Origin of the sequence: Rhodobacter calidifons (assembly GCF_011174775.1) — a bacterium.
GTDB lineage: Bacteria > Pseudomonadota > Alphaproteobacteria > Rhodobacterales > Rhodobacteraceae > Tabrizicola > Tabrizicola calidifons.
The window spans coordinates 1-22,154 of the sequence record NZ_JAANHS010000016.1; the positions used below are offsets into that span (position 1 = coordinate 1).

The 22,154-nt window shown below is 68.1% G+C and carries 20 protein-coding genes; 11 read left to right on the forward strand and 9 right to left on the reverse strand.

Annotated features, from left to right (window positions below):
* Window positions 1–142: 142 nt before the first annotated feature.
* Together G8O29_RS15440 and G8O29_RS15445 are read left to right on the forward strand one after the other, a co-directional pair.
* Window positions 143–1,141: a ligase-associated DNA damage response exonuclease gene (locus G8O29_RS15440; RefSeq protein ID WP_166404126.1), complete on the forward strand. Its 999-nt coding sequence runs from the start codon at window positions 143–145 to the stop codon at window positions 1,139–1,141.
* Complete coding sequence (locus G8O29_RS15445) at window positions 1,138–2,721, forward strand: cisplatin damage response ATP-dependent DNA ligase (protein WP_166404127.1); 1,584 nt, start codon at window positions 1,138–1,140, stop codon at window positions 2,719–2,721. Before G8O29_RS15440 ends, G8O29_RS15445 begins: the two co-directional genes overlap by 4 nt.
* Before the next feature lie 48 nt (window positions 2,722–2,769).
* Here the strand turns inward: G8O29_RS15445 and G8O29_RS15450 are convergent, their stop codons facing one another.
* Window positions 2,770–3,666, reverse strand: a complete 897-nt coding sequence (locus tag G8O29_RS15450) for a PfkB family carbohydrate kinase (protein ID WP_166404128.1) — start codon at window positions 3,664–3,666, stop codon at window positions 2,770–2,772.
* Between the two features lie 114 nt (window positions 3,667–3,780).
* Between G8O29_RS15450 and G8O29_RS15455 the strand changes: the two genes are divergently transcribed.
* Entirely contained in the window at window positions 3,781–4,626 is an 846-nt protein-coding gene (locus tag G8O29_RS15455) for an amidohydrolase family protein (RefSeq protein WP_166404129.1), read from the forward strand.
* Between the two features lie 239 nt (window positions 4,627–4,865).
* On the opposite strand, the gene G8O29_RS15460 is transcribed toward G8O29_RS15455, so the two are convergent.
* Together G8O29_RS15460 and G8O29_RS15465 are read right to left on the reverse strand one after the other, a co-directional pair.
* Window positions 4,866–6,074: a 2OG-Fe(II) oxygenase family protein gene (locus G8O29_RS15460; protein WP_367890189.1), complete on the reverse strand. Its 1,209-nt coding sequence runs from the start codon at window positions 6,072–6,074 to the stop codon at window positions 4,866–4,868.
* A gap of 141 nt (window positions 6,075–6,215) precedes the next feature.
* Complete coding sequence (locus G8O29_RS15465) at window positions 6,216–7,727, reverse strand: UxaA family hydrolase (protein ID WP_166404130.1); 1,512 nt, start codon at window positions 7,725–7,727, stop codon at window positions 6,216–6,218.
* A gap of 68 nt (window positions 7,728–7,795) precedes the next feature.
* Between G8O29_RS15465 and G8O29_RS15470 the strand changes: the two genes are divergently transcribed.
* Complete coding sequence (locus tag G8O29_RS15470; protein WP_166404131.1) at window positions 7,796–8,527, forward strand: GntR family transcriptional regulator; 732 nt, start codon at window positions 7,796–7,798, stop codon at window positions 8,525–8,527.
* Window positions 8,524–9,486: a sugar phosphate isomerase/epimerase family protein gene (locus G8O29_RS15475; protein WP_166404132.1), complete on the forward strand. Its 963-nt coding sequence runs from the start codon at window positions 8,524–8,526 to the stop codon at window positions 9,484–9,486. The genes G8O29_RS15470 and G8O29_RS15475 overlap by 4 nt, the downstream gene beginning before the upstream one ends.
* Window positions 9,487–9,537: 51 nt before the next feature.
* Here G8O29_RS15475 and G8O29_RS15480 read toward each other — a convergent pair whose 3' ends face one another.
* Entirely contained in the window at window positions 9,538–10,560 is a 1,023-nt protein-coding gene (locus tag G8O29_RS15480; protein ID WP_207623886.1) for an aldo/keto reductase, read from the reverse strand.
* Between the two features lie 89 nt (window positions 10,561–10,649).
* On the opposite strand from G8O29_RS15480, the gene G8O29_RS15485 reads away from it, so the two are divergent.
* Genes G8O29_RS15485 through G8O29_RS15495 form a run of 3 tightly spaced genes read left to right on the forward strand, consistent with a single transcriptional unit; the run spans window position 10,650 to window position 14,048 of the window.
* Window positions 10,650–11,462, forward strand: coding sequence for a BtpA/SgcQ family protein (locus G8O29_RS15485; RefSeq protein WP_166404133.1), 813 nt, complete (start codon window positions 10,650–10,652; stop codon window positions 11,460–11,462).
* Window positions 11,463–11,472: 10 nt separating this feature from the next.
* Entirely contained in the window at window positions 11,473–12,561 is a 1,089-nt protein-coding gene (locus G8O29_RS15490) for a M42 family metallopeptidase (protein WP_166404134.1), read from the forward strand.
* Complete coding sequence (locus G8O29_RS15495) at window positions 12,558–14,048, forward strand: FGGY-family carbohydrate kinase (RefSeq protein WP_166404135.1); 1,491 nt, start codon at window positions 12,558–12,560, stop codon at window positions 14,046–14,048. The genes G8O29_RS15490 and G8O29_RS15495 overlap by 4 nt, the downstream gene beginning before the upstream one ends.
* Window positions 14,049–14,175: 127 nt before the next feature.
* Here the strand turns inward: G8O29_RS15495 and G8O29_RS15500 are convergent, their stop codons facing one another.
* The 4 genes from G8O29_RS15500 to G8O29_RS15515 form a co-directional block, all read right to left on the reverse strand.
* Complete coding sequence (locus tag G8O29_RS15500) at window positions 14,176–14,631, reverse strand: RbsD/FucU family protein (protein WP_166404136.1); 456 nt, start codon at window positions 14,629–14,631, stop codon at window positions 14,176–14,178.
* A gap of 93 nt (window positions 14,632–14,724) precedes the next feature.
* The gene (locus G8O29_RS15505) at window positions 14,725–15,690 is read right to left on the reverse strand and encodes a carbohydrate ABC transporter permease (RefSeq protein ID WP_166404137.1); all 966 of its coding nucleotides are present in this window, start codon (window positions 15,688–15,690) and stop codon (window positions 14,725–14,727) included.
* A gap of 13 nt (window positions 15,691–15,703) precedes the next feature.
* Window positions 15,704–16,807: a carbohydrate ABC transporter permease gene (locus G8O29_RS15510; protein WP_367890190.1), complete on the reverse strand. Its 1,104-nt coding sequence runs from the start codon at window positions 16,805–16,807 to the stop codon at window positions 15,704–15,706.
* A 72-nt stretch (window positions 16,808–16,879) separates the two neighbouring features.
* Window positions 16,880–18,508, reverse strand: a complete 1,629-nt coding sequence (locus G8O29_RS15515) for a substrate-binding domain-containing protein (RefSeq protein ID WP_166404138.1) — start codon at window positions 18,506–18,508, stop codon at window positions 16,880–16,882.
* A 280-nt stretch (window positions 18,509–18,788) separates the two neighbouring features.
* On the opposite strand from G8O29_RS15515, the gene G8O29_RS15520 reads away from it, so the two are divergent.
* Genes G8O29_RS15520 through rbsK form a run of 3 tightly spaced genes read left to right on the forward strand, consistent with a single transcriptional unit; the run spans window position 18,789 to window position 21,242 of the window.
* Window positions 18,789–19,838: an ABC transporter ATP-binding protein gene (locus G8O29_RS15520; RefSeq protein ID WP_166404139.1), complete on the forward strand. Its 1,050-nt coding sequence runs from the start codon at window positions 18,789–18,791 to the stop codon at window positions 19,836–19,838.
* An 18-nt stretch (window positions 19,839–19,856) separates the two neighbouring features.
* A complete protein-coding gene (locus G8O29_RS15525; protein ID WP_166404140.1) occupies window positions 19,857–20,309 on the forward strand; it encodes an RbsD/FucU family protein in 453 nt (150 codons plus the stop codon).
* 3 nt (window positions 20,310–20,312) lie between these two features.
* Window positions 20,313–21,242 (forward strand): ribokinase, encoded by a 930-nt coding sequence (gene rbsK, locus G8O29_RS15530; protein ID WP_166404141.1) that lies wholly within the window; start codon window positions 20,313–20,315, stop codon window positions 21,240–21,242.
* Here the strand turns inward: rbsK and G8O29_RS15535 are convergent.
* Complete coding sequence (locus tag G8O29_RS15535; protein ID WP_166404142.1) at window positions 21,239–22,018, reverse strand: DeoR/GlpR family DNA-binding transcription regulator; 780 nt, start codon at window positions 22,016–22,018, stop codon at window positions 21,239–21,241. The two genes, rbsK and G8O29_RS15535, sit on opposite strands and share 4 nt — an antisense overlap.
* Between the last annotated feature and the right edge of the window lie 136 nt (window positions 22,019–22,154).

The window sequence follows — 22,154 nt, forward strand, 5'->3', positions numbered from 1 at the left end:
CCTACAGCTTGTGCTTCGACACCACGAGTTTGGCACATCGCAATGCCGTCAGGGGAGAGCGGCATCCACCCCATCTCCGGCGTCGCCGCATTGGCAATCCGCCGCCCGCCGCTATCATCCCCCTGTCCCGACGGAAGGCGCCATGACCCGACCCCCGCTTCTGATCCCGCGCCCCGAGGGGCTCTACTGCCCCGGCGGCGATTTCTTCATCGACCCGACGCGCCCCGTCGCCCGCGCGCTGATCACCCATGGCCATTCCGACCATGCCCGCCCCGGCCATGGCGCGGTCATGGCCACGGCACAGACGCTGGACATCATGGCGATCCGCTACGGCGAGGACTTCACCCGCAGCCGTCAGGTGCCGGAAGGCCCGACCCGCATCGGCGAGGTCACGGTCAGCTTCCATACGGCGGGCCATGTGCTCGGCTCGGCCCAGATCGCGGTGGAAGGCCAGGGGACGCGCATCGTCGTCTCGGGCGACTACGCCCGCGTGCCGACCCCGACCTGCGCGCCCTTCGAACCAGTCCCATGCGACATCTTCGTCACCGAGGCGACCTTCGCCCTGCCGGTGTTCCGCCACCCGCCGCCGCAGGCAGAGATCGCCCGGCTGCTGGCCAGCGTCACGGCCTATCCCGACCGTGCGCATCTGATCGGCGCCTATGCGCTGGGCAAGGCGCAGCGGCTGATCGCGGCGATCCGCGCGGCGGGGTGGGATGCGCCGATCCATATCCACGGCGCGCTGCAACGGCTGTGCGATTACCACGTCGCGCAGGGCATCGACCTGGGCGACCTGCGCCCGGCGACCGAGGGCCGCAAGGCCGATTTCGCCGGTTCCATCGTCATCGCGCCCCCCTCGGCCTTCGCCGCCACCTGGGCACAGCGCTTTCCCGATCCGGTCATCGCCTTCGCCTCGGGCTGGATGCAGGTCCGCGCCCGTGCCCGCCAACGCGGCGTCGAACTGCCGCTGGTCATCTCTGACCACATCGACTGGCCGAACCTGACCGCCACCATCACCGAACTGGACCCCGCCGAGGTCTGGATCACCCATGGCCGCGAGGACGCGCTGCTGCGCTGGTGCGAACTGACCCGGCGGCAGGCGCGGCCCCTGCACCTTGTCGGCTACGAGGACGAGGCGGAATGAGCCTCGCCGCCTTCGCCACGCTTCTGGAGCGGCTGGCCTTCACCCCGCAGCGGCTGGGCAAGGAACGCCTTCTCGCCGCCGCCTTCGCGGGCCAGCCCGATCCCGAACGCGGGTTGATGCTGGCCGCCCTGACCGGCGACCTGAAGCTGCGCCAGGTCACGCCCGGCCTTCTGCGCGGGCTGGCCGAGGCGCGGGTCGATCCGGTGCTCTTTGCCGCCAGCTACGATTTCGTCGGCGACCTGGCCGAGACGATCGCCCTGATCTGGCCCGAAGGCGCACGGTCCGACCCGCCGCTGTCCGAAGTTGTCCAAGAACTTTCCACCACCCCGAAGGCCCGCCTTCCCGCCCTGATCGCCGCCCGGCTCGACGCTCTCGGCGGCTCGGAACGCTACGCCTACCTCAAGCTGGCCACCGGAGCCCTGCGGGTCGGCGTCTCGGCCCGCCTCGCCCGCGCGGCCTTCGCCGGCTGGGCCGGGCTGCCCCTGACCGAGGTCGAGGAGATCTGGCACGCCCTCTCGCCCCCCTACCATGAGCTTTTCGCCTGGGCGGCGGGCGCCCCGCGCCCCGAGGCCGCCGCCCGCGCGCCGTTCCGCCCGGTGATGCTGTCCACCGCGACCGATCTTGACCAGCTGGCGGCGCTGGACCCCGCCGATTTCGCGGCGGAATGGAAATGGGACGGCATCCGCGTGCAGGCCGTCAGCGACGGCGGCACGCGGCGGCTCTATTCCCGCACCGGCGAGGACATCAGCGCCGCCTTTCCCGATGTGGTCGAACGCATGACCTTCGAGGGCGTGCTGGACGGCGAACTGCTGGTGCGGCGCGGGGACGAGGTGGCCCCTTTCGGCGACCTCCAGCAGCGGCTGAACCGCAAGACCGTGACGCCCGCGCTGCTGCGGTCGCATCCGGCGGGGCTGCGGCTTTACGACGTGCTGTTCTGGCAGGGCAGGGACCAGCGCGACCGGCCCTGGCAGGACCGCCGCGCCGTGCTGGCCGATGCCGTGGCCGGACTCGACCCGAGGATCGACCTGTCCCCGGAACTGGCCTTCGCCGGCTGGGACGACCTGGCCGCGCTGCGCGCCGCCCCGCCCTCGGCGGTGATCGAGGGGGTGATGATCAAGCGCCGCGACAGCCCCTATCTGGCGGGCCGGGTGCGCGGCCACTGGTTCAAGTGGAAGCGCGATCCCTACCTGATCGACGCGGTGCTGATGTATGCCCAGCGCGGCCATGGCAAGCGGTCGGGCTACTATTCCGACTTCACCTTCGGCGTCTGGAACGGGGATGAACTGGTGCCGGTGGGCAAGGCCTATTTCGGCTTCACCGATGCCGAACTGAAGGATCTGGACCGTTTCGTGCGCAACAACACGGTGGACCGCTTCGGCTCGGTCCGTTCCGTGGCCCGGACCCGGGTGGTCGAGGTCGCCTTCGAGGGGCTGAACCGTTCCTCCCGGCACAAGTCCGGCGTGGCCATGCGCTTTCCCCGCATCAACCGCATCCGCGACGACAAGCCCGCTGCCGAGGCCGACGATCTGGCCACGCTTCAGGCCCTGCTGGACAGGAACCCGGCGGGCAGCACGAAGTGAAGACAGGCGCGGGATCGGAACCGGCGGTCGGCCCGGCCGGCGTGGCCGTCATCCCGTCGCGCCCGGCCCGGCCTGCGGCGTGCTCACATGCCGCGCCGCCGCCCGCGATGCCGCCCCGGCCGCGGCGCGCCGGCTCTCGCCCCGCACCAGGCCTGCCGCCAGCGTGCCGATGAAGGCATCGCCCGCGCCGTGCGAGGACACCACCTGCACCGGCTCGGCCGGCAGGGCGAATGCCGTCCCCGGCTCTGCCGCCGCAAGGCCATGGGCGCCGGCGGTGACGATCACGGCGCGAAAGCGCGCGGCCAGGCGGCGGGCGGCGGCGGCGGCGCTGTCCAGCGAGGCCACCTGGCCTGCCCCCATCATCTCGGCCTCGACGGCGTTGACCACCAGCAGGTCCACCAGCCCGGCCAGTTGCGGCGGCAGGTCCCGCGCCGGGGCCGCGTTCAGCAGGCAGCGGATCCCCCGCGCCCGGGCCGCGTGCGCCGCCGCCAGGTTCAGCGTCTCGGGGATCTCGTTCTGCAACACCAGAAGCCCCACGTCCTGCCACAGCTCCGGCGCCGCCAGCGCGGCGGGATCGGCCAGAAGATTCGCCCCGGAGACGATGGTCGCGGCATAGTCGCCCTGCGCATCCAGGATCGCCACGCTCATCCCCGAGCCCGCTCCGGGCAGGGTCGCCACGAACCGGTCGTCCACGCCGCCCGCCCGCAGCCCCGCGCGCAGGAAGGCGCCGAAACCGTCGTCGCCCACCGCGCCGAACATCCGGCAGGGCACCCCGGCCCGCACGGCCGCCACCGCCTGATTGCCGCCCTTGCCGCCGAACCGGGGATACCAGCGCCGGCCGATGGCGGTCTCGTCGCGGCGGGGCAGGTGGTCGGCCTCGACGATGATGTCATGGTGCAGGCTGCCGACGACAAGGACGGTGGCCGGGACTTTGGCTTCGGTCACGGGGGACTCCTTCGCTTTCGCCGCAGGTTACGGCGCCCGCAGCCTTGCGCAAGCTGTTGCCCGCAGCGGCTGCCGGTGTAGCATCCGGCCAGGCGACCCTGGCACGAGGCCCCCATGCCCGACTTTCCGATCATCGACAGCCACCTGCACCTGTGGGATCCCCGGCGGCTGGACTATCCCTGGCTGGCCGGCCTGCCGCTGGACCGGCCCTTCCTTCCGGCGGATTTCCGCGCCGCCAGCGCCGGGGTGGACATCGAGGCGCTGGTCTTTCTGGAATGCGCCGCCGCGCCGCATCTGACCTTCGCCGAGGCGCAGGCCGTCCTCGGCTGGGCGGAAGAAGAGCCCCGCATCGCCGCCATGGTCTGCAACGCCGCGCTGGAGCGGGGCGACGCGGTGCGCGGCGATCTGGAGCGGCTGGCGGCGACCGAGAAGGTCCGCGGCATCCGCCGCATCTATCAGGACGAGCCCGACCCGGACTTCTGCCTGCGGCCCGATTTCGTGGCCGGGGTCCGTGCCCTGTCCGATTACGGCCTGTCCTTCGACCTCTGCCTGAAACATCCCCAGCTGCCCGCGACCATCGGCCTTGTCGATGCCTGCCCCGACGTGCCGATGGTGCTGGACCACATCGCCAAGCCCGGCATCGCGGCGGGGCTGATGCAGCCCTGGGCCGACCAGCTGCGCGATCTGGCCCGGCGCGAGAATCTGGTCTGCAAGCTGTCCGGCGTGGCCACCGAAGCGGCAGAGGACTGGACGCCCGCGACGCTGCGCCCCTACATCGATGTGGCGCTGGAGGCCTTCGGGCCATCGCGGATGATGTTCGGCGGCGACTGGCCGGTGTCCACCTTGCGGCTCGGCTATCGCGACTGGGTGGCGCTGGTGGACGAAGTGACCGCCGATCTGTCCGATACCGAAAGGCGGCAGATCTTCCGCGACACGGCGAGGGCCTTCTACCGGCTCTAGTGTTCCGCATCTAACACAAGCTTCCGCCTTGAGTGACGAAGGGCAGCAATGCGGGACAAAGCTGCCATCCGACGCCGTGCGACGTCTTCGAATGCTGGCGCGAAAGCTATCGCTGACAATTCGAGCGGACGTCAATTGCCCTCATTAAGCTATTTATGAAGAATATCCGTCGTCGCGAAAACGCCAATACGCCGCGGCGCACCGGCTTTCAAACGCGCTGGTCTGCATCAAGGTGATGTTCAGGATGCAGTTTGAGTGCTCGCGCGGTATTCCGATCCCTTGTCCCCAATGTAGCGTGCGTTCTCCTCGCGCAGACGTGCCGCCGCGTCGTCATAGAGGAACGGAAGGAAGGCAAAGCGCCTGCCCTTTGTGACAGTGCTCACTTTATGAAGAAGCGAACATGAAAACACCACCGCACCGCCGGGCGGAGCCTTGAAACTGCGCGGTCCATATTCCGGAAAACTGACTTCGCCACCCTCGAAGTCGTCATTGAGGTTCACCGATACCGCAAACCGTCGATGCACTGTGCCCTTTGTGGTGTTGTCCCGGTGTGCTGAGAAATGCCCCCCATCCTCGGCGGCATAGCAAGAGACGATGTATCGCTCCATCCGCGTCACCTTGAATTGGTAAACCTTCTTGATCTCCGGTACAACACGGCGCACGAAACGCGCTTGCAGGGCAGAAATCAGGTCCTTGTCCTCGATGTTGTAGTCCTTGCGCCGTTTGAAGCCTGGGTCCGTTATGCCAATGGTCCTGCCGTCGACCTCGCGCATAAAGCCGCTCTCCTCGCCGCCTTGTGCTTCGTAAAGGCCGATCAGATGACGGCACAGCTCGGGCTCAAAGACCCGCGGCAGGAACAGGATCGGCGCCATGATCTCAACCCCGGCGTAGCGCTCCGGTGGAGGCAGATCGTCGATCACAGCCATGACAGCTGCAATATCGCCTCTGTCCTCCCGAAACGGAATCGCAGCAATGACCCGCATTGTAGGGTCAATGACCACCCATTGCCGTGCAAACGCTACGTGTCCGCCAACCGGCTGCGCATCCGCCGCCACGACACCATAAAGGCGCGATGCAACAAGGTCGAAGTCCCAGAAATGACGATAGCCGGGAATTCGGTTCTGAACGCGGTTGGCGGCCTCGTCGCCAGGGTCCACGCTCACGCCAAAAAAGCAGGCCTGAACGTCGTTAAATACATCAGGCCGCGCATATGCAGCGTTAAGTGCGGCCTGCGCATGGCCATCAGCCGCGCTGCCGAAGAAGCAAAGCACGAGATACCGCCCCGCAGCTGAATCGAAAGCGTAGCGTGGATTGCTGACGCTGCGTTGAATGAAGGAAGGAGCGGGGTCGCCCGGCGTGATCAGGGTTGGACTGTCGGTCTGCAATGGTGACGCCATGTCTTGGCCCTTTCCGTCTGGGTTTTCGCCTTCAATTCTCAACAAGAACACGTATGCAAGTCAATCTGTTGCCCGCCTCTGCCAAGAGTCTGCAAAGGCAAGCACCTGCAGGTCCAGTCAGACCCAAATGAGAGTCCGTTTCGGGCTCCAAGCAGTCATTGGGCATCTTGTGCCAGGTGACGAACACTTGCCTCACATCACCGCGCCGATCTGCCATGGCACGAACTCGGCCCCGCCAAAGCCCAGCTCTTCCGACAGCGTGCGCGCGCCCGAGGCGACGGCGATGATCTTCTCCAGGATCTCCTCGCCCTTGGCCTCGATGCTGGTGCCCTCGAGGATGTCGCCGCAGTTGATGTCCATGTCCTCCTTCATGCGGGCATACATCTCGGTGTTGGTGGCCAGCTTGATGCAGGGGCTGGGCTTGTAGCCCGAGACGGAGCCGCGCCCGGTGGTGAAGACGATCAGCGTGGCGCCGCTGGCGATCTGGCCGGTCACGCTGCACGGATCATAGCCGGGGCTGTCCATATAGACGAAACCGGGCGTGGTGATCGGTTCGGCGAACCTGTACACCCCGCTCAGGGGGGCCGTGCCGCCCTTGGCCACCGCGCCCAGCGATTTTTCCAGGATCGTCGTCAGCCCGCCGCGCTTGTTGCCGGGCGAGGGGTTGTTGTCCATCTCGCCGCCGTTGACGGCTGTGTAGTTCTCCCACCAGCGGATGCGCTCCAGCAGGCGCTCGCCGACTTCCGGGCTGACGGCGCGGCGGGTCAGCAGGTGTTCGGCGCCGTAGATTTCCGGCGTCTCGGACAGGATCGTGGTGCCGCCCATCCTGACCAGCAGGTCGCTGGCGTGCCCCAGAGCCGGGTTCGCGGTGATCCCGCTGTATCCGTCCGATCCGCCGCATTGCAGCCCGACGATCAGCTTCGACACCGGCGCGGCAACGCGCGTGACCTTCGAGGCGACCTCTGCCATCTCGCGCAGCACGCCCAGCGCCCGGTCGATGGTGGCGCGCGTGCCGCCCTCGCCCTGGATCGTCATGTAGCGGAAATTGCCGTCAGGCCGCAGCCGGCCCTGACCCACCAGGTCCGGCACCTGCATCACCTCGCAGCCCAGACCCACCAGCAGGATGCCGCCGAAATTCGCGTTCCGCGCATAGCCCTTCAGCGTGCGCATCAGCGTGTCGTAACCCTCGTTCACCCCCGACATGCCGCAGCCGGTGTTGTGGACGATGGGCACGAAACCGTCGATGTTCGGCATGGACGACAGCACGGGGTCCTTCTCGGCCGCCTCGGCGATGAAGCGCGCGACGGACCCCGAGCAGTTCACGCTGGTCAGGATGCCAAGGTAGTTGCGCGTCCCCACCTGCCCGTCCGCGCGGGGATAGCCCAGGAACTCGCGCGGCGGCAGCGGGGACAGGGGGCGGACCTCGGCGCCGATGGCATAGTCGGTCGAATGCGGCCCCATGCCCAGATTGTGGCTGTGGATGTGCCCGCCCGCCGGGATGTCCTCGGTCGCCTGGCCGATGGCCTGGCCATAGCGCAGCACCGTCTCGCCCCTGGCAATCGCGCGGGCGGCGATCTTGTGGCCGCGTGGGACAGGGCCGGGCAGGGGGACGTCCAGCCCCGCCACCGCGGCGCCCTTGGGCAGGTCGGCCAGCGCGATCACCAGGTTGTCCCGCCCGTGCAACCGTATTACGGCATCCGCCATCGCCTTCCCCCTTCACCCGCGGGGGCCAGGCCGCTTGACAGCCCGACCACCCGGTCTAACATGTTAGCATGCTACCAGCGCCCGCAACCGGATCACAAGACCAGAATGGCCCGGCCCGGCTGGAGCCGCTGGACCGCTTTCAGGGCTCGCTCGGCCAGCGGGTCTACCAAAGCCTGAAGCAGGCGATCCTTACGCTGGAGTTCCGCCCCGGCGACAGCATCCGCAAGCCCGAGATCTGCGACCGTCTCGGCGTCTCGCGCAGCCCGGTGGCCGATGCGGTGGCGCGGCTGGCGGCGGACGGGCTCGTGGATGTGATCCCCCAGGCCGGCACCTTCGTCACCCGCCTGTCGATGACCGACATCCGCGAAGGCGCCTTCATCCGCGAGGCGATCGAGGTTGCCGCCGCCGAACGGGTCGCCGCGCAGATCACCGAGGACCAGCTGCGCGACCTGCGCCGCAACCTGCGCCTGCAAGAGGCGCTGGTGTCCGAGGGCGACCGGCGCGGCTTCATGGCGCTCGACGCGCAGATGCACGAGATGATGCTGTCCTTCACCGGCTTTCCGCGCCTTGCCCAGGTGGCGCAGACCGCCTGGCTGTCGGTGGATCGCGCGCGCCAGCTGATCCTGCCGGTCGAAGGGCGGTTGCAGGCCACGCTGGAGGAACACCGCGCCATCCTCGCCGCCTTCGAGGCGCGCGACCCCCAGGCGGCCCGGCAGGCGCTGCAACACCATCTGCGCCAGCTGCTTACCTATCTCGCGCCGCTGGAACGCGCCCATCCCGAACTGTTCGCAGCCCCATGATCCCGAACAAGCCCCGCTATGCCACCCGGCTGAACGCCTTCAAGCGGAAGGGCGACACGGTAAAGCAGATGATCGCCGCCGCCGGGCAGGTCGGGGGCCTTGATGCCGCCGACCTGAACTTCCCCGACCATTTCGACCACCATTCCCCGGCCGAGCTGTCGCGGATCCTCGCCGACCACGGCATGGCACTGAACGGCCTCGCCATGCGCTATTACACCGATCCGGGCTTCCGCCTCGGGGCCTTCAGCCACCCCGACCCATCGGTGCGCCGCGCCGCCATCGACCTCACGAAACGCGGGATCGACGCGCTGGCGGCGATGGGCGGGCGGCTGATGACGCTCTGGCTGGGGCAGGACGGCTTCGACTATTCCTTCCAGGCCGATTACGCCCGGATGTGGGACGACAGCATTTCGGCCATCGCCGAGGTCGCCGACCACAACCCCGCCATCGACATTGCCGTGGAATACAAGCCCAACGAACCCCGCGCCCATGTGGTGATGCCCGACATGGCGACGACGCTGCTGGCCCTGGCAGAGGTCGCCCGGCCCAACACCGGCGTCACGCTCGACTTCTGCCACATGCTTTTCGCGGGCGAGATGCCCGCCCGTGCGGCGATGCTGGCAGGCCGCCACAGCCGCATCCTCGGCGTCCACCTGAACGACGGCTACGGCAAGCGCGACGATGGCCTCATCGCGGGCTCGGTGCATCCGGTGCAGACGGTGGAACTCTTCATGGCGCTGGACCGTCTTGCCTATGACGGGGTGATCTACTTCGACACCTTCCCCGACCACGGCGGCACCGACCCCGTGGGCGAGGCGCGGGCGAACATCGCCGCGACCGACCGCCTGCGCGCCATCGCGCGGTCTCTGGCTGGCAACGCCGATCTGGCGGCGGCGCAGACCCGCCAGGACGCCGCCGCCGCAACCCGGATCGTGATGACTGCGCTTTACGGCGCCTGAGGCCGCTCGTCGTCGCCCCGTGCGACGGGGCAGACGGTGCAGGAGCAGGCATCAGACCGGCGCATCCGCCCGGATCAGCCCCTCGTCCCGCAGCGCCTGCCACAACGCCTGCGGGATCACCGCCTGCGCCGCGGCCAGGTTCGACGCCATCTCCGAAAGCCCCTGCCCGCCGGGGATGACCGAGACCACCGCAGGATGCCGCAAGGGGAACTGGAACGCCGCATCGACCAGCCGCACCCCATGCGCCGCGCAGACGTCTTGCAGACGTGCCGCCTTGTCCAGCACCCAGTCCGGCGCGGGCGCATAGTTGTAATGCACCCCGGGTTTCGGCCCGACGGCCAGCACGCCCGAATTGTAGGGCCCGCCGACGACGATCCCCACGCCCCGCGCCTGGCACATCGGCAGGAAACTCTCCAGCGCCTCCTGCTCCAGCAGCGTATAGCGCCCCGCCAGCAGGAACAGGTCGAAATCGCCGCGCTCCAGCAGCCACTGGCAGGGCTGCCATTCGTTGATCCCGCCGCCGAAGGCCCGGATCACCCCCTGATCGCGCAAGGCCACCAGCGCGCGGTAGCCGCCCGCCATGAAGGCCTCCAGCCGCTCCTGCAAGGCGGCTTGCGAGCCGTGGTTGAAGATGTCCAGATCATGCGCATAGAGGATGTCGATCCGGTCCAGCCCCAGCCGCTCCAGCGAAAACTCCAGGCTGCGCATGGTGCCGTCATAGCTGTAGTCATAGACCTCCTTGCGCGAGGGCACATCGACCCATTTCCCCGCCCCGTCGCCCTGTCCCGGCGGGACGGCCCGCAAAAGCCGCCCGACCTTGGAGGACAGGACGTATTCGTCGCGCGGCTTGCCCCGCAGGAACCGGTTCAGCCGCGTCTCGGCCAACCCCAGCCCATACAGGGGCGCGGTGTCGAAATAGCGCACCCCGCCCTCCCAGGCCGCCTCCAGCACCGCATGGGCCTCATCGTCGCCGATCGCCCGGAACAGGTTGCCCAGAGGCGCCGTGCCGAAGCCCAGTTCAGTGAAGGTCAGCCCCCCGTTCCCCAGCCGATCCCAGTGTCTTGTCGCCAGCATCCGCCCCTCCCGCTTGCTGACATGCTAGTATGATCCGGCTTCCCGTCCAACGCCTTTCGCGTTAGCGTGACCCCTGTGGGAGGATGAGAATGTCACGCTTCAAGGCCGTTTTCGGCGACCGCAAGCCGGTCATCGCCATGGTTCATCTCGGCGCCTCACCGGGAGCGCCGTTGCATGACGCCGCCGCCGGGGTCGAGGGCATCCTCGCCGCCGCCCGCGCCGACCTGCGCGCGCTGCAAGCCGCAGGCTTCGACGCGGTGATGTTCGGCAACGAAAACGACCGGCCCTACGAGCTGCGCGTCGATACCGCCACCTCCGCCACCATGGCCTACATCATCGGCCGCCTGCGGGACGAGATCACCGTGCCCTTCGGCGTCAATGTCCTTTGGGACCCGATGTCCACCTTCGCCGTCGCCGCCGCCACGGGTGCGGCCTTCGTGCGCGAGATCTTCACCGGCACCTATGCCTCCGACATGGGCATCTGGGCCCCCGAAGCCGGCGCCGCCGTCCGCTACGCGCAGCGGCTTGGCGCTGGCAACGTCGCCCGCCTCTACAACGTCTCCGCCGAATTCGCCGACAGCCTCGACCGCCGCCCCCTGCCTGACCGGGCACGCTCCGCCGTCTTCTCCTCGATCCCCGACGCCGTCCTCGTCTCGGGCGCGATCACCGGCGAGGCCGCGCGGATGGAGGACCTCGAAGCCGTCAAGCGCGCCCTGCCCGCCACCCCCGTCCTCGCCAACACCGGGGTGAAACACGCCACGATCGCCGATGTCCTCGCCGTCGCCGACGGCTGCATCGTTGGCTCCGCGCTCAAGCACAACGGCGACACCTGGGCCGCCGTCGACCCCGACCGCGCCGCCGATTTCATGGCCCGCGCCCGCGCGGCCCGAGGTGGGAAATGAGGGTCGGGAAATGACTCTCCCCTCCGTCGCCGACCTCACCACCCAACTCATGCTGATCCCCGGCCTCGCCGGATACGAGACCCGCGTCGCCGCCGCCATCGCAGCACACCTCGAAACCCTCGGCCTGCCGCACACCTCCGACCGCCTCGGCAACCTGACCTGCACGATTCCCGGCGACCCGGCCCTGCCGCCCGTGATGATCTTCACCCACATAGACCAGCTCGGCTTCATCGTCCGCAAGATCGAGCCCTCCGGCCTCATCCGCCTCGAACGCCTCGGCGGCGTCCCCGAACGCGCACTTCCCGCGCAAGCCGTCCTCCTCTGCACCGACCACGGGGACCTCCCCGCCCTCATCGCCAACAAAAGCCACCACGCCACCACGCCGGAGGAGAAATACAAGGTCCTCCCCTACGCCGAGCTCTACGTCGATGCGGGCTTCACCTCGAAAGCCGAAGCCGAGGCCGCAGGCGTCCGCATCGGCACCCCCGTCACCTACCTCCCCCGCGCGCTGACCCTTGCGGGCGGCCGCATCGCCGGCACCTCCGTGGACGACCGCGCCGGATGCGCCGCCCTCCTGAAACTCGCCGAGGCCCGCCGCGCGAAACCCGGCCCCACCCTCCACCTCGTCTGGTCGGTGCAAGAGGAATACAACCTCCGTGGCGTCCTCCCCGCCGCCACCGCGCTGCAACCCGCCATCGCCGTCCAGATCGACCTCCTCCTCGCCTGCGACACCCCCGACATGACGGCCCGAGGCGACGTCACCCTCGGCGGCGGCCCCGGCATCTCGCTCTACTCCTTCCACGGCCGCGGCACGCTGAACGGCGTCATCCCGCACCCCGCCCTCGTCCGCCTGATGGAAACCGCCGCCGCCACCGCCAACCTCCCCCTCCAGCGCTCCGCCCATACCGGAGCCCTCACCGACCTCAGCTACATCCAGTTCATGGGCCCCGAAGGCGTCGCCTGCCTCGATGTGGGCTTTCCCATGCGCTACTCGCACTCCGCCCTCGAAGTCGTCGACCCCAAGGACCTCGAAGCCCTCGTCACCCTCCTCGACACCGCGCTTTCCGCCATCACCCCGGACCTGAAACTCACCCGATGACCCACACTCTCGGCCCCCACACACTGGGAATCGACATCGGCACCTTCGAATCCAAGGGCGTCCTCGTCGATGCCCAAGGGAAGATCACCGCCCAGGCCTCCCGCCCGCACAAGATGCTCGTCCCCCGCGCCGGATGGGCCGAGCACCGCGCGGATGAGGACTGGTGGGGCGATTTCGTCCACATAACCAAGGCGCTCCTCGCCCAATCCGGCCTCGACCCGCACGAGATCAAGGCCGTCGCCACCTCTGCCATCGGCCCCTGCATGCTGCCCGTGGACGCCGCAGGCAAACCCCTGATGAACGGCGTCCTCTACGGCGTCGATACCCGCGCCACCGACCAGATCGCCGCCCTGAATGACCGGATCGGAGAGGCCACGATCCACGCCCGCTGCGGCAACGCGCTGACCTCGCAGTCCGTCGGGCCAAAGATCCTCTGGCTCAAGGAAACCCACCCCGACCTTTACACCCGCACGGCCAAGGTCCTGACCTCCACCAGCTACCTCACCTGGAAGCTGAGCGGCGCATACGTCATCGACCACTACACCGCCGCCAACTTCTCGCCCCTCTACGACGTCGGCACCCAGAACTGGACCGCCGACCTCGCCCCCGAGATCATCCCCCTCCACAAACTCCCGCGCCTGATGTGGTCCACCGAAATCGCCGGTCACATCACCGCCGCCGCCGCGCGCGAGACCGGCCTCGCCCAGGGCACCCCCGTCACCTGCGGCACCATCGACGCCGCCGCCGAGGCGGTCAGCGTCGGCGTCCAGAACCCGGGCGAGATGATGCTGATGTATGGCTCCACCATCTTCATCATCCAGGTCACGGGCGAACCCGTCCGCGACCCGCGCCTGTGGTATGCGCCCTGGCTCTTCCCCGGCACCCATGCCTCGATGGCGGGCCTTGCCACCTCTGGCACGCTGACCCACTGGTTCCGCGACCAGCTTGCCCGCGACACCGACTTTGCCGCCCTCGTCACCGAGGCCGCCCAAAGCCCCAAGGGCGCCAAGGGCCTCCTCTGCCTGCCCTATTTCTCCGGTGAGCGCACGCCGATCCACGACCCGCACGCCCGCGGCGTGTTCTTCGGCCTGAACCTGACCCACACCCGCGCCGACCTGTTCCGCGCCGTCTGCGAAGGCATCGCCGCAGGCACCGCGCATGTGCTGGAGACCTATGCTCAGGTCGGCGCCTCCCCCGCCCGTGTCCTAGCCGTCGGCGGCGGCACGAAGAACCCGCTCTGGCTGCAAGCCACCTCCGACTTCGGCGGCGTTCCGCAGCATGTCTGCGAAAAGACCATCGGTGCCAGCTACGGCGACGCCTTCCTCGCCGCCTGCGCCATAGGGGCCGCAAACCCACAGGACATCCTGACCTGGAACCCGAACGCGACCACGGTCCAGCCCGAAGCCGTCCCCGCCTACGCCACGCAATTCCCGCTGTGGAAACGCCTCTACACCCAGACCCGCGACCTGATGCAGGCCCTGCCGTGACCCGGACCCTCGCCGGACGGTGGACCGGCCGATTGCTTGCCCCGTTCGTCGATGACTTCGCCACTTCTCGCTGCCGACCGCGCTTCGACGGGACGCCGAAGGCGCACGAGGAGGCATCCCCGGGGCATCACAACTCGGGCAATTCCACCACGCCCTTCTTCAGGATGAAGCAGCCGTAAGGGCCGGAGTCCGAGGTGCGGATGATCGCGAAGGCTTGCTTGGCGGCGGCGTAGAACTCGAACCGCTCCAGCGCCGCGATGGGCACCGGGCGCCCCTCGGCCTGATCGACGACGGCCTGCATCCGGGCGAAGATCGGCACCTGCCCGTCCGGGTTGCCCACCACCTGCATCCGCGTGACCGGCGCCGGGACAAAGGTATCCAGCGGCATCAGCGTCAGGATCGCCCTCGCGGCCGTGGGGATGTCGCATCCCGCCATGTCGATCAGCCGGCCATAGGTCGTCTCTGCCGCGATGGTCGCCGCGGGATGGTTCACGTCGCAGATCACCAGATCGTCGCCATGCCCCATCAGCATCAGGACATGCACCACCTCGGCCGACAGTCTCTGGTCGATCCCTCTCAGCATGGTTGCACAGGCCCGCAGAGTGTTACCAAATCATGAATGCCCACAGCCAACCCATTGATTCCATTGACACCGAGAGACGCGCCGCGCGCGGCGCTACTTCACCGCCCCCGCCGCCATGCCCTTGATGATGAACCGCTCCAGCAGGACCCCGATCACGATCAGGGGCAGGATCGCCGCGAAGGACAGCGCCGCCATCGACCACCAGTTGATCCCCTGGCTGCCGGTCTGGCTGGCCACCATCACCGGCAGGGTATTGGCGTGGGTCGAGGTCAGGAGGGCGGCGAAGAAATACTCGTTCCAGGTCAGGACGAGGGACAGGATGAAGGCTGCCACCATGCCGGGCAGCGCGATGGGCAGGATGATGGTCAGGAAGGCCCCCCAGATCGACAGCCCGTCCACCAGGGCAGCTTCCTCAAGCTCGGTGGGGATGGTCTCGAACTGGTCCTTCATGATCCAGATGACGATGGGCAGTACGGTCAGCGTGTAGAGCAGGATCAGCCCGATCCTGGTGTCGAGGAGCGCGAGTTCCTTGTACAGGACCAGGAAGGGCAGGGCCAGCACGACGGGCGGCAGGATCAGCTGGCTGAGAAAGAAGAACGAGATGTCGTCGTTCTTCATGAAGCCGAAGCGGTAGCGGAACCGCGACAGGCCATAGGCCGCCAGCGATCCCAGCACCACCGCCAGCGTCGAGGCCGACAGCGCCACGATGGCCGAATTGCCGAACCGCTTGACGAACTCGGCCCGCGCCGTGCTTTCGCGGCCCAGCGCCTCGGGCGACAGGCCGATCGATTCCCAGCCCTTCCACTTCGGCGCAAAGAACAGCTTCTTCGCCCAGTCGCCCTCGGGCGTCCAGTCGGCGGGCCAGGGGATCATCTGCCCCTGCATCACGTTCGGCGCCATCTTGAAGCTGGTGGTCGCGGTCCAGTAGATCGGGAACAGGCAGATCACCGCCCAGAGCGCAAGCACCCCGTAGATCGCCGCCCGGCCCGCCCACCATCTCATGCGGAAGCTGCGGTCGCTGTCGCTGTCGCGGAAGATCGGCGCGGGAGTGTCGGTCATCGCCGGGATCGCCTCAGGTGCGCGGCCGCGTCAGGCGCGCGGCGAGTTTCATCAGGATGGTCATGCCGATCACGATCAGCACCAGATAGACCATGGCCAGCATCGTGCCGTAGCCGACATTCGACCTTTCGCGGTATTCGCGGAAGATGAAGCTGGTGACGGTATCCGTCGCCCCCCCCGGCCCGCCCGAGGTGATGGTGATGACGATGTCGGCCAGCTTCAGCTTGAAGATGATGCGGATCAGGATCGCGGTCACCGAGACCGGCAGCATCAGCGGGAAGGTGATCTCCCAGAACGATTTCCACCCCGAGGCGCCGTCAACCCGGCTCGCCTCCTGCAACTCTTTCGGAATGGCCTGAAGGCCAGCCAGCAGCATGATCATCATGAAGGGGATGAAGGTCCAGGCGTCCAGCACCATGATGGTCAGCTTGGCCATCCAGGGCGACTCGAAGAAGCTGGGGTTCTCGATCCCCAGGGCGCGGGCAAGACGTGCCAGGGGGCCGAAGCGCGGCTCGAGCATCGACTTGCCGATCATCCAGCTGACCGCCACCGGCGACAGCATCAGGGGCATGAGGAAGGATACCCGCCAGAACTTCCGCGCCCGGATCTGGCCCGCAAGGATCAGCGCCAGACCGAAGGCGATGGCATATTCCACCACGATCGCGGCGACATAGATCACCATGTTGCCAAGCGCGTTCCAGTAGAACGGGTCGTGCCACATCTGCACCAGGTTCGCGGTGCCGTTGAACTGGCGGCCCGAAAGGCTGCTGAGATTCCAGTTGGAAAAGGCAATGACCAGTCCGAAAAGCAGCGGGAACACCGTCAGCGAGATCACGAACAGGGCGGCCGGCAGGACGAAGAGCGTCCGCTTGCCCTGTTCGCCCCGGACAAGGACCTGCGCCCAGCACAGGCAGGTGGCAAAGAGGCAGTAGGCATACAGCGTCGGGCGCCAGTTGGCGAAGCCGAAGTCCCGCCAGCCCGCAGTCTGGGCGACCTGGGCCGCCGCGACCAGCGCCATCAGGGCCGCCGAGCCCCAGACCAGCGCCCGGCCCATCCGGCGCCGGCTGTCGGAAATGTCGTCACTGGTCACGACGTGAAGCTGATCGCTGCCGCTCACCTGACTGCCCCTGCCTTCGGCGAAGAAGGGCGCGCAGGTCTCCCCGCGCGCCCCGCTGGTTCACGGATCGGGTCACATCCCCAGGCTGGCCTTGTAAAGCGCGATCTGGTTGTCGCGGCCGATCTGGTCGGTGATCTTCTCCCAGGCGGCGGCAATGGCATCCGCGGTTTCCTGGGCCGACTTGTACTGCCCGGCAAAACCCTTGGCCAGTTCGTCCTCGGCCACCGAGTAATACTGGAAGATGCCCGGGATCCGCGGCTCGATCGCCGCATTCGGGTGGTTGTAGCTGTCGGCGTTCGACCCGAGGTAGTCCTCGACGAAGGCCCGGTCATAGCCCGCCGCTTCCCATTCCTCGTAGTTGAAATGCGAGTTGCGGTAGGGCTGGAAGCCCGAGGGATAGGCCGCCGTCCACAGGGACAGGTCCTTGCCGCCCAGATGCGCCGCAGCCGACCAGGCCGCCTTGCGCTTCTTCTCGTCGCCCGAGACGCGGCTGGTCACATAGATGCCCCAGCCGATGTAGGCCATGACCGGCGCCTCGTTCGCGGTCTCTTCCCAGGCCCCTGCGGCAGAGTTGTAGCGCCGCTCCGATCCGGGGTTGATCCCGAAGCCCACCACGTCACCCACGACCGAGGTGTCCGAGGTGCGGGCCGAGGACCCCACGTCGCCCCACCACATCAGCATCGATCCGGTGCCGGCCAGGAACTGGCTGAAGGCCGTGGTGCCCGGGTCGGCGTTGATCTGGTCGGCCGGATAGGCACCGGGGGTGGCGATCAGGTCCATCACGTCCTGGATCGCCTGCACCCAGCCGGGGTTGTTCACCCGCGGCTTCATCGTGTCGGGATCGAACAGCCATGCCCGGTCGTCGGGGTGCTTCACATAGGCTGCGGCGCGGTTGCAGATGAAGTAGAAGCCGAAGCCGCCCCAGCCCTTCAGCGGATCAAGGTAGCCATGTGCCGGCAGGCCGGTCAGCGGGTCGGTCTGGCCGACCAGCGCCTTGGACACGGCGTTGACCTGTTGCCAGGTCCTGGGAACCTCGGCCCCGCCGATGGCGCCTTCGCCGAAGTAATCCTTGCGGTAGGCGAAGGTGTGGCAGTCGCCGTCGATGGTGATGCGGTATTTCTTGCCGTTCCAGGTGCCGACGGGCGGCTGGAGGTAGCCCACGAGGTCGCTGTCATCGATCTGGGCCGACACCCAGTCCGGCATCTCGTCCAGCAGGCCGCGGCCGGCGGTGTCGCCCTCGAAGGGGGCGCCCATCTCGAGGATGTCGAAATCGACCGTCCCGGTGGCGATGGACTGCTGGAGGCGCGAGTTGTAGTCGGCCTGCGCCAGGTCGATCCAGTTGATCCTGGCGCCGGTATAGGCTTCCCACGGCTTGAGGAAGCCGCGGAACAAGAGGTTGTGCAGGTTCTGGTTGTTCAGCCCCATGAAGGTCAGCTCGACCCCGGCGAACTCGCCCTCGGCCACGTTGGCCTTGGTGGCGCCGAGGCAAAGCTCGCCCACCTGCTGCCAGTGCGCGTCCGTCGGGCTGCCTTGGCCGACGCCCGGAATGGCAAGGATCCGGGCGCGCAGATTGTCCTGGGCCGAGGCCGGTTTCGGCATGAGGCCGGCAGGCAGCGCGCTGGCCGCCCCCAGAGCGGTCGCGCCCTTCAGGAACCGGCGCCGGCTGAGCCGGCTTGCATACTCGTATAGTCTTGGTTTCACGTTCGGTCCTCCCTTGGTTGTCTCTAGTGCCCCTTTGCGGGGTCGCGTCCTGTTCGTGCCGGCGTGCCGGAGGGGCTGCCGCCATTGGCGGTGGCCCGGGATTGTTCCTGGGAAAGGTTGCGGGGCCTCCCAACCCCGGGACAGCTGCCTGTCCCTGCGGCAAGCTTCGCAGTCCGGTCGGGGCTCTGTCAAGCTTCTAACATGTTAGTATGCTCAGCGGGTGGACAGCGCCTTGCGGCTGCGCTTAGTCTGGCGGCAGGGAACAGGGAGAGGGTGGCCCATGGCCGAAGTGACGATCCGGGCGCTGGAGAAATCCTATGGCGGACTGAAGGTCATCCATGGGCTGGACCTGGACATCCCGGACGGGGCCTTCGTGGTGCTGGTCGGGCCCTCGGGCTGCGGGAAGTCCACGCTTCTGCGGATGATCGCCGGGCTGGAGGAGATCACCGCCGGCGAGATCCGCATCGGCGCGCGGCGGGTGAACAACCTGCCACCGTCCGAGCGCGACATCGCCATGGTGTTCCAGAACTACGCGCTTTACCCGCACAAGACGGTGGCGGCCAACATGGGCTTTGCGCTGAAGATGCGCGGCATGAACAAGGCGGCGATTCGGACCAAGGTCGAACAGGCGGCGGCGATCCTGGGACTGACGCCCTACCTTGACCGCTATCCCCGCGCCCTGTCCGGCGGTCAGCGCCAGCGCGTCGCCATGGGCCGCGCCATCGTGCGCGACCCGCAGGTGTTCCTGTTCGACGAGCCGTTGTCGAACCTGGACGCCAAGCTGCGCGTCCAGATGCGGACCGAGATCAAGGAGCTGCACCAGCGGCTGAAGACCACGACCGTCTATGTCACCCACGACCAGATCGAGGCGATGACCATGGCCGACCGGATCGTGGTGATGCAGGGCGGCCGGATCGAGCAGGTCGGCGCCCCGCTGGACCTGTATGACCGCCCCGCGAACACCTTCGTCGCGGCCTTCATCGGCAGCCCCTCGATGAACCTGCTGGACGGGCGCATCGCTGGCGGGATGGTCGAGGTGGCAGGCGTCCGCCTGCCCCTGCCCGAAGGCGCGCAGGCCGAGGAGGGCTGCGCCGTGATCTACGGTATCCGGCCCGAGCATCTGGCCCTGGCCGATGCGGGTCTGTCCGGGACCGTTGCGGTGGTGGAGCCCACGGGATCGGAAACCCATGTCGTCGTCCGCCTTCAGGGCCGCGAACTGACGGCGGTGTTCCGCAACCGTGTGGGCTTCGGGCCGGGGGCCACGATCACTCTGGCGCCCGACGCCGCGGTGGCGCATCTATTCGACAAGGCCACGGGCCAGCGGCTTTAGGATCGGACAGGGGGGACCATGCTGAAGGGGATCGACAACCGGCTGAATGCCGATGTGCTGCGCGTGCTGCGGGCGATGGGGCATGGCGATGTGCTGATTGTCGCCGACACCAACTTTCCATCGGATTCCACAGCGCGGGCAACCGTGACCGGAGAACTGCTGCGGATGGAGAACCTGACCGCCGCCCAGGCGGTGCAGGCGATCCTCTCGGTCCTGCCGCTGGACACCTTCGTCGAGGATTTCGCCGGCCGGATGGAAATCGTCGGCGACCCCGCCACCATCCCTCCGGTGCAGGCCGAGGTTCAGGCCGAGATCGACCGTGCCGAGGGGCGACACCGCCCGATGATCGGCATCGAACGCTTCGCCTTCTACGACATGGCGCGGCGGTCCTATGCCGTCATCCAGACCGGCGAGCGGCGGTTCTACGGCTGCTTCATGTTCCGCAAGGGCGTGATCCCCCCGGAGGCCTGAGACATGAAACCCATCGTCATCCTCGGCATCTTTGTCGCCGACACCGCCTATCGCGCCGAGCGTCAGCCGAAGATGGGCGAGACCATCCTCGGCACCTCCTTTGCCCTCGGGCCGGGGGGCAAGGGCTCGAACCAGTCGGTCGCCGCCGCGATGGCGGGCGGCAAGGTGCATTTCATCACCCGCCTGGGGGCCGATGCCTTCGCCGAGATCGCACAATCCACCTGGGCCAGGGCGGGCGTCGTGCCCGAGGTGAAGGTGGATCGCGACAGCTATACGGGTGCGGCCTACATCTTCATCGAGAACGCCACCGGCAACAACGCGATCATCGTGGCACCCGGCGCGGCGGGAAGGGTCTCGGTCGAAGATGTGGAAGAGAAGGCCGACCTGATCCGGTCCGCCTCGGTCTTCGTCACCCAGCTGGAACAGCCGATTCCCGCGGCGCTGCGGGCGTTGCAGATCGCGCGTGCGGCCGGGGTGACGACGATCCTGAACCCCGCCCCCGCCGCCAGCCTGCCGGACGAGATGCTGGCGCTGTGCGACTACCTGACGCCGAACGAATCCGAGGCCGAGGCGCTGACCGGCCTGCCCGTGACCTCGGTCGAAGAGGCAGAGGCCGCGGCCCGGGCCCTGCGCGCGCGGGGCGTGGGCGCGGTGGTGATCACGCTGGGTGACAAGGGCGCGCTTTACCACGACGGCACGCGCACGGTGCATGTGCCGGTCATCTCGGCCGGCCCGGTGGTCGAGACGACGGGCGCGGGCGATGCCTTCAACGGCGGCTTCGCCGTCGCGCTGGCCGAGGGGCGCGAGGTGATCGAGGCGGTGCGCTTCGGCTGCGCCACGGCCGGGATTTCGGTCACCCGCCCCGGCACGGCCCCCGCCATGCCCGCAAGGGCCGAGATCGAGGCGCTGCTGGCGCGCGTTGCGGCGGGCTAACGGGCCACCCGGATCGTCGTGCCCCAGTGGCGCGCGGCGGCGGCCAGGTCCTCGGGCGGGTCCTCGTCGGTGACCAGGATGTCGATGTCGCGCGGATCGCCCAGCAGGATCGGCGCGGTGCGGTGGAACTTGCGGGCGTCGGCCGCGACGATGCAGCGCGCGGCCTGGTCCACCATGGCCCGCGCCAGCTGCGCCTCGGTCAGGTCCGAGAACATCAGCCCGCGCTCGGGGCAGATGCCCGAGGTCGAGATCACCGCCAGATCAAGCCGGAAGTTCCGCACGAAGGCCAGCGCCTCGGGCCCGAAACTGCCGCCGTCATTGGCGCGCAGCTCGCCCCCCGCGAAGAACACGCGGTTGCCGTTGCGCATCGCCAGCCGGTAGGCGACGGCGACCGAATTCGTCACCACGCTGAGGCCGGAATGACGCTGCAACGCCTCGGCGATCAGGCTGGTGGTGGAGCCCACGTCAAGAAACAGCGAGGCTCCGTCGTCGATCAGCCGCGCGACCTCGGCGGCGATGCGGCGCTTGGGTTCGGCATGTTCCTGAAGCCGCGTGGTCAGGTCGGCCTCGACCGCACGTTCGACCAGCCGCGCGCCGCCATGGTGCTTCTGCACCAGCCCGCCCTCGACCAGCCGGCGCAGGTTCCGCCGGATCGTTTCGTCCGATACGTCCAGCGCGCTGGCCAGGCTCTGGATCCGGGCCGTCCCGCCCGCCTTGCGCAGGGCCTCCAGGATCTCGGCCTGGCGGTGGTTCGAAGTGGTGTCGAGGTCGGTCATCGCTGTCTGCTTCTGTGGGACTGTTGAAATCTATCGCAGAAAGTCACGGAAAGCCACATGAACCAAGGTATCCGCGAGGGATATCTTGGAAATTCGTTGCGACATGTCGTGCCGGTGTTACTTTCGGTGCATCGCA

Coding starts and splice junctions, on each gene's coding strand:
- G8O29_RS15465 (WP_166404130.1), bottom strand. CDS start 7,727: ATGGCGGATGCCGTAATACGGTTGCACGGGCGGGACAACCTGGTGATC.
- G8O29_RS15490 (WP_166404134.1), top strand. CDS start 11,473: ATGACTCTCCCCTCCGTCGCCGACCTCACCACCCAACTCATGCTGATC.
- G8O29_RS15440 (WP_166404126.1), top strand. CDS start 143: ATGACCCGACCCCCGCTTCTGATCCCGCGCCCCGAGGGGCTCTACTGC.
- G8O29_RS15495 (WP_166404135.1), top strand. CDS start 12,558: ATGACCCACACTCTCGGCCCCCACACACTGGGAATCGACATCGGCACC.
- G8O29_RS15525 (WP_166404140.1), top strand. CDS start 19,857: ATGCTGAAGGGGATCGACAACCGGCTGAATGCCGATGTGCTGCGCGTG.
- G8O29_RS15455 (WP_166404129.1), top strand. CDS start 3,781: ATGCCCGACTTTCCGATCATCGACAGCCACCTGCACCTGTGGGATCCC.
- G8O29_RS15535 (WP_166404142.1), bottom strand. CDS start 22,018: ATGACCGACCTCGACACCACTTCGAACCACCGCCAGGCCGAGATCCTG.
- G8O29_RS15505 (WP_166404137.1), bottom strand. CDS start 15,690: ATGACCGACACTCCCGCGCCGATCTTCCGCGACAGCGACAGCGACCGC.
- G8O29_RS15520 (WP_166404139.1), top strand. CDS start 18,789: ATGGCCGAAGTGACGATCCGGGCGCTGGAGAAATCCTATGGCGGACTG.
- G8O29_RS15470 (WP_166404131.1), top strand. CDS start 7,796: ATGCTACCAGCGCCCGCAACCGGATCACAAGACCAGAATGGCCCGGCC.
- G8O29_RS15445 (WP_166404127.1), top strand. CDS start 1,138: ATGAGCCTCGCCGCCTTCGCCACGCTTCTGGAGCGGCTGGCCTTCACC.
- G8O29_RS15485 (WP_166404133.1), top strand. CDS start 10,650: ATGTCACGCTTCAAGGCCGTTTTCGGCGACCGCAAGCCGGTCATCGCC.
- rbsK (WP_166404141.1), top strand. CDS start 20,313: ATGAAACCCATCGTCATCCTCGGCATCTTTGTCGCCGACACCGCCTAT.
- G8O29_RS15480 (WP_207623886.1), bottom strand. CDS start 10,560: ATGCTGGCGACAAGACACTGGGATCGGCTGGGGAACGGGGGGCTGACC.
- G8O29_RS15500 (WP_166404136.1), bottom strand. CDS start 14,631: ATGCTGAGAGGGATCGACCAGAGACTGTCGGCCGAGGTGGTGCATGTC.
- G8O29_RS15475 (WP_166404132.1), top strand. CDS start 8,524: ATGATCCCGAACAAGCCCCGCTATGCCACCCGGCTGAACGCCTTCAAG.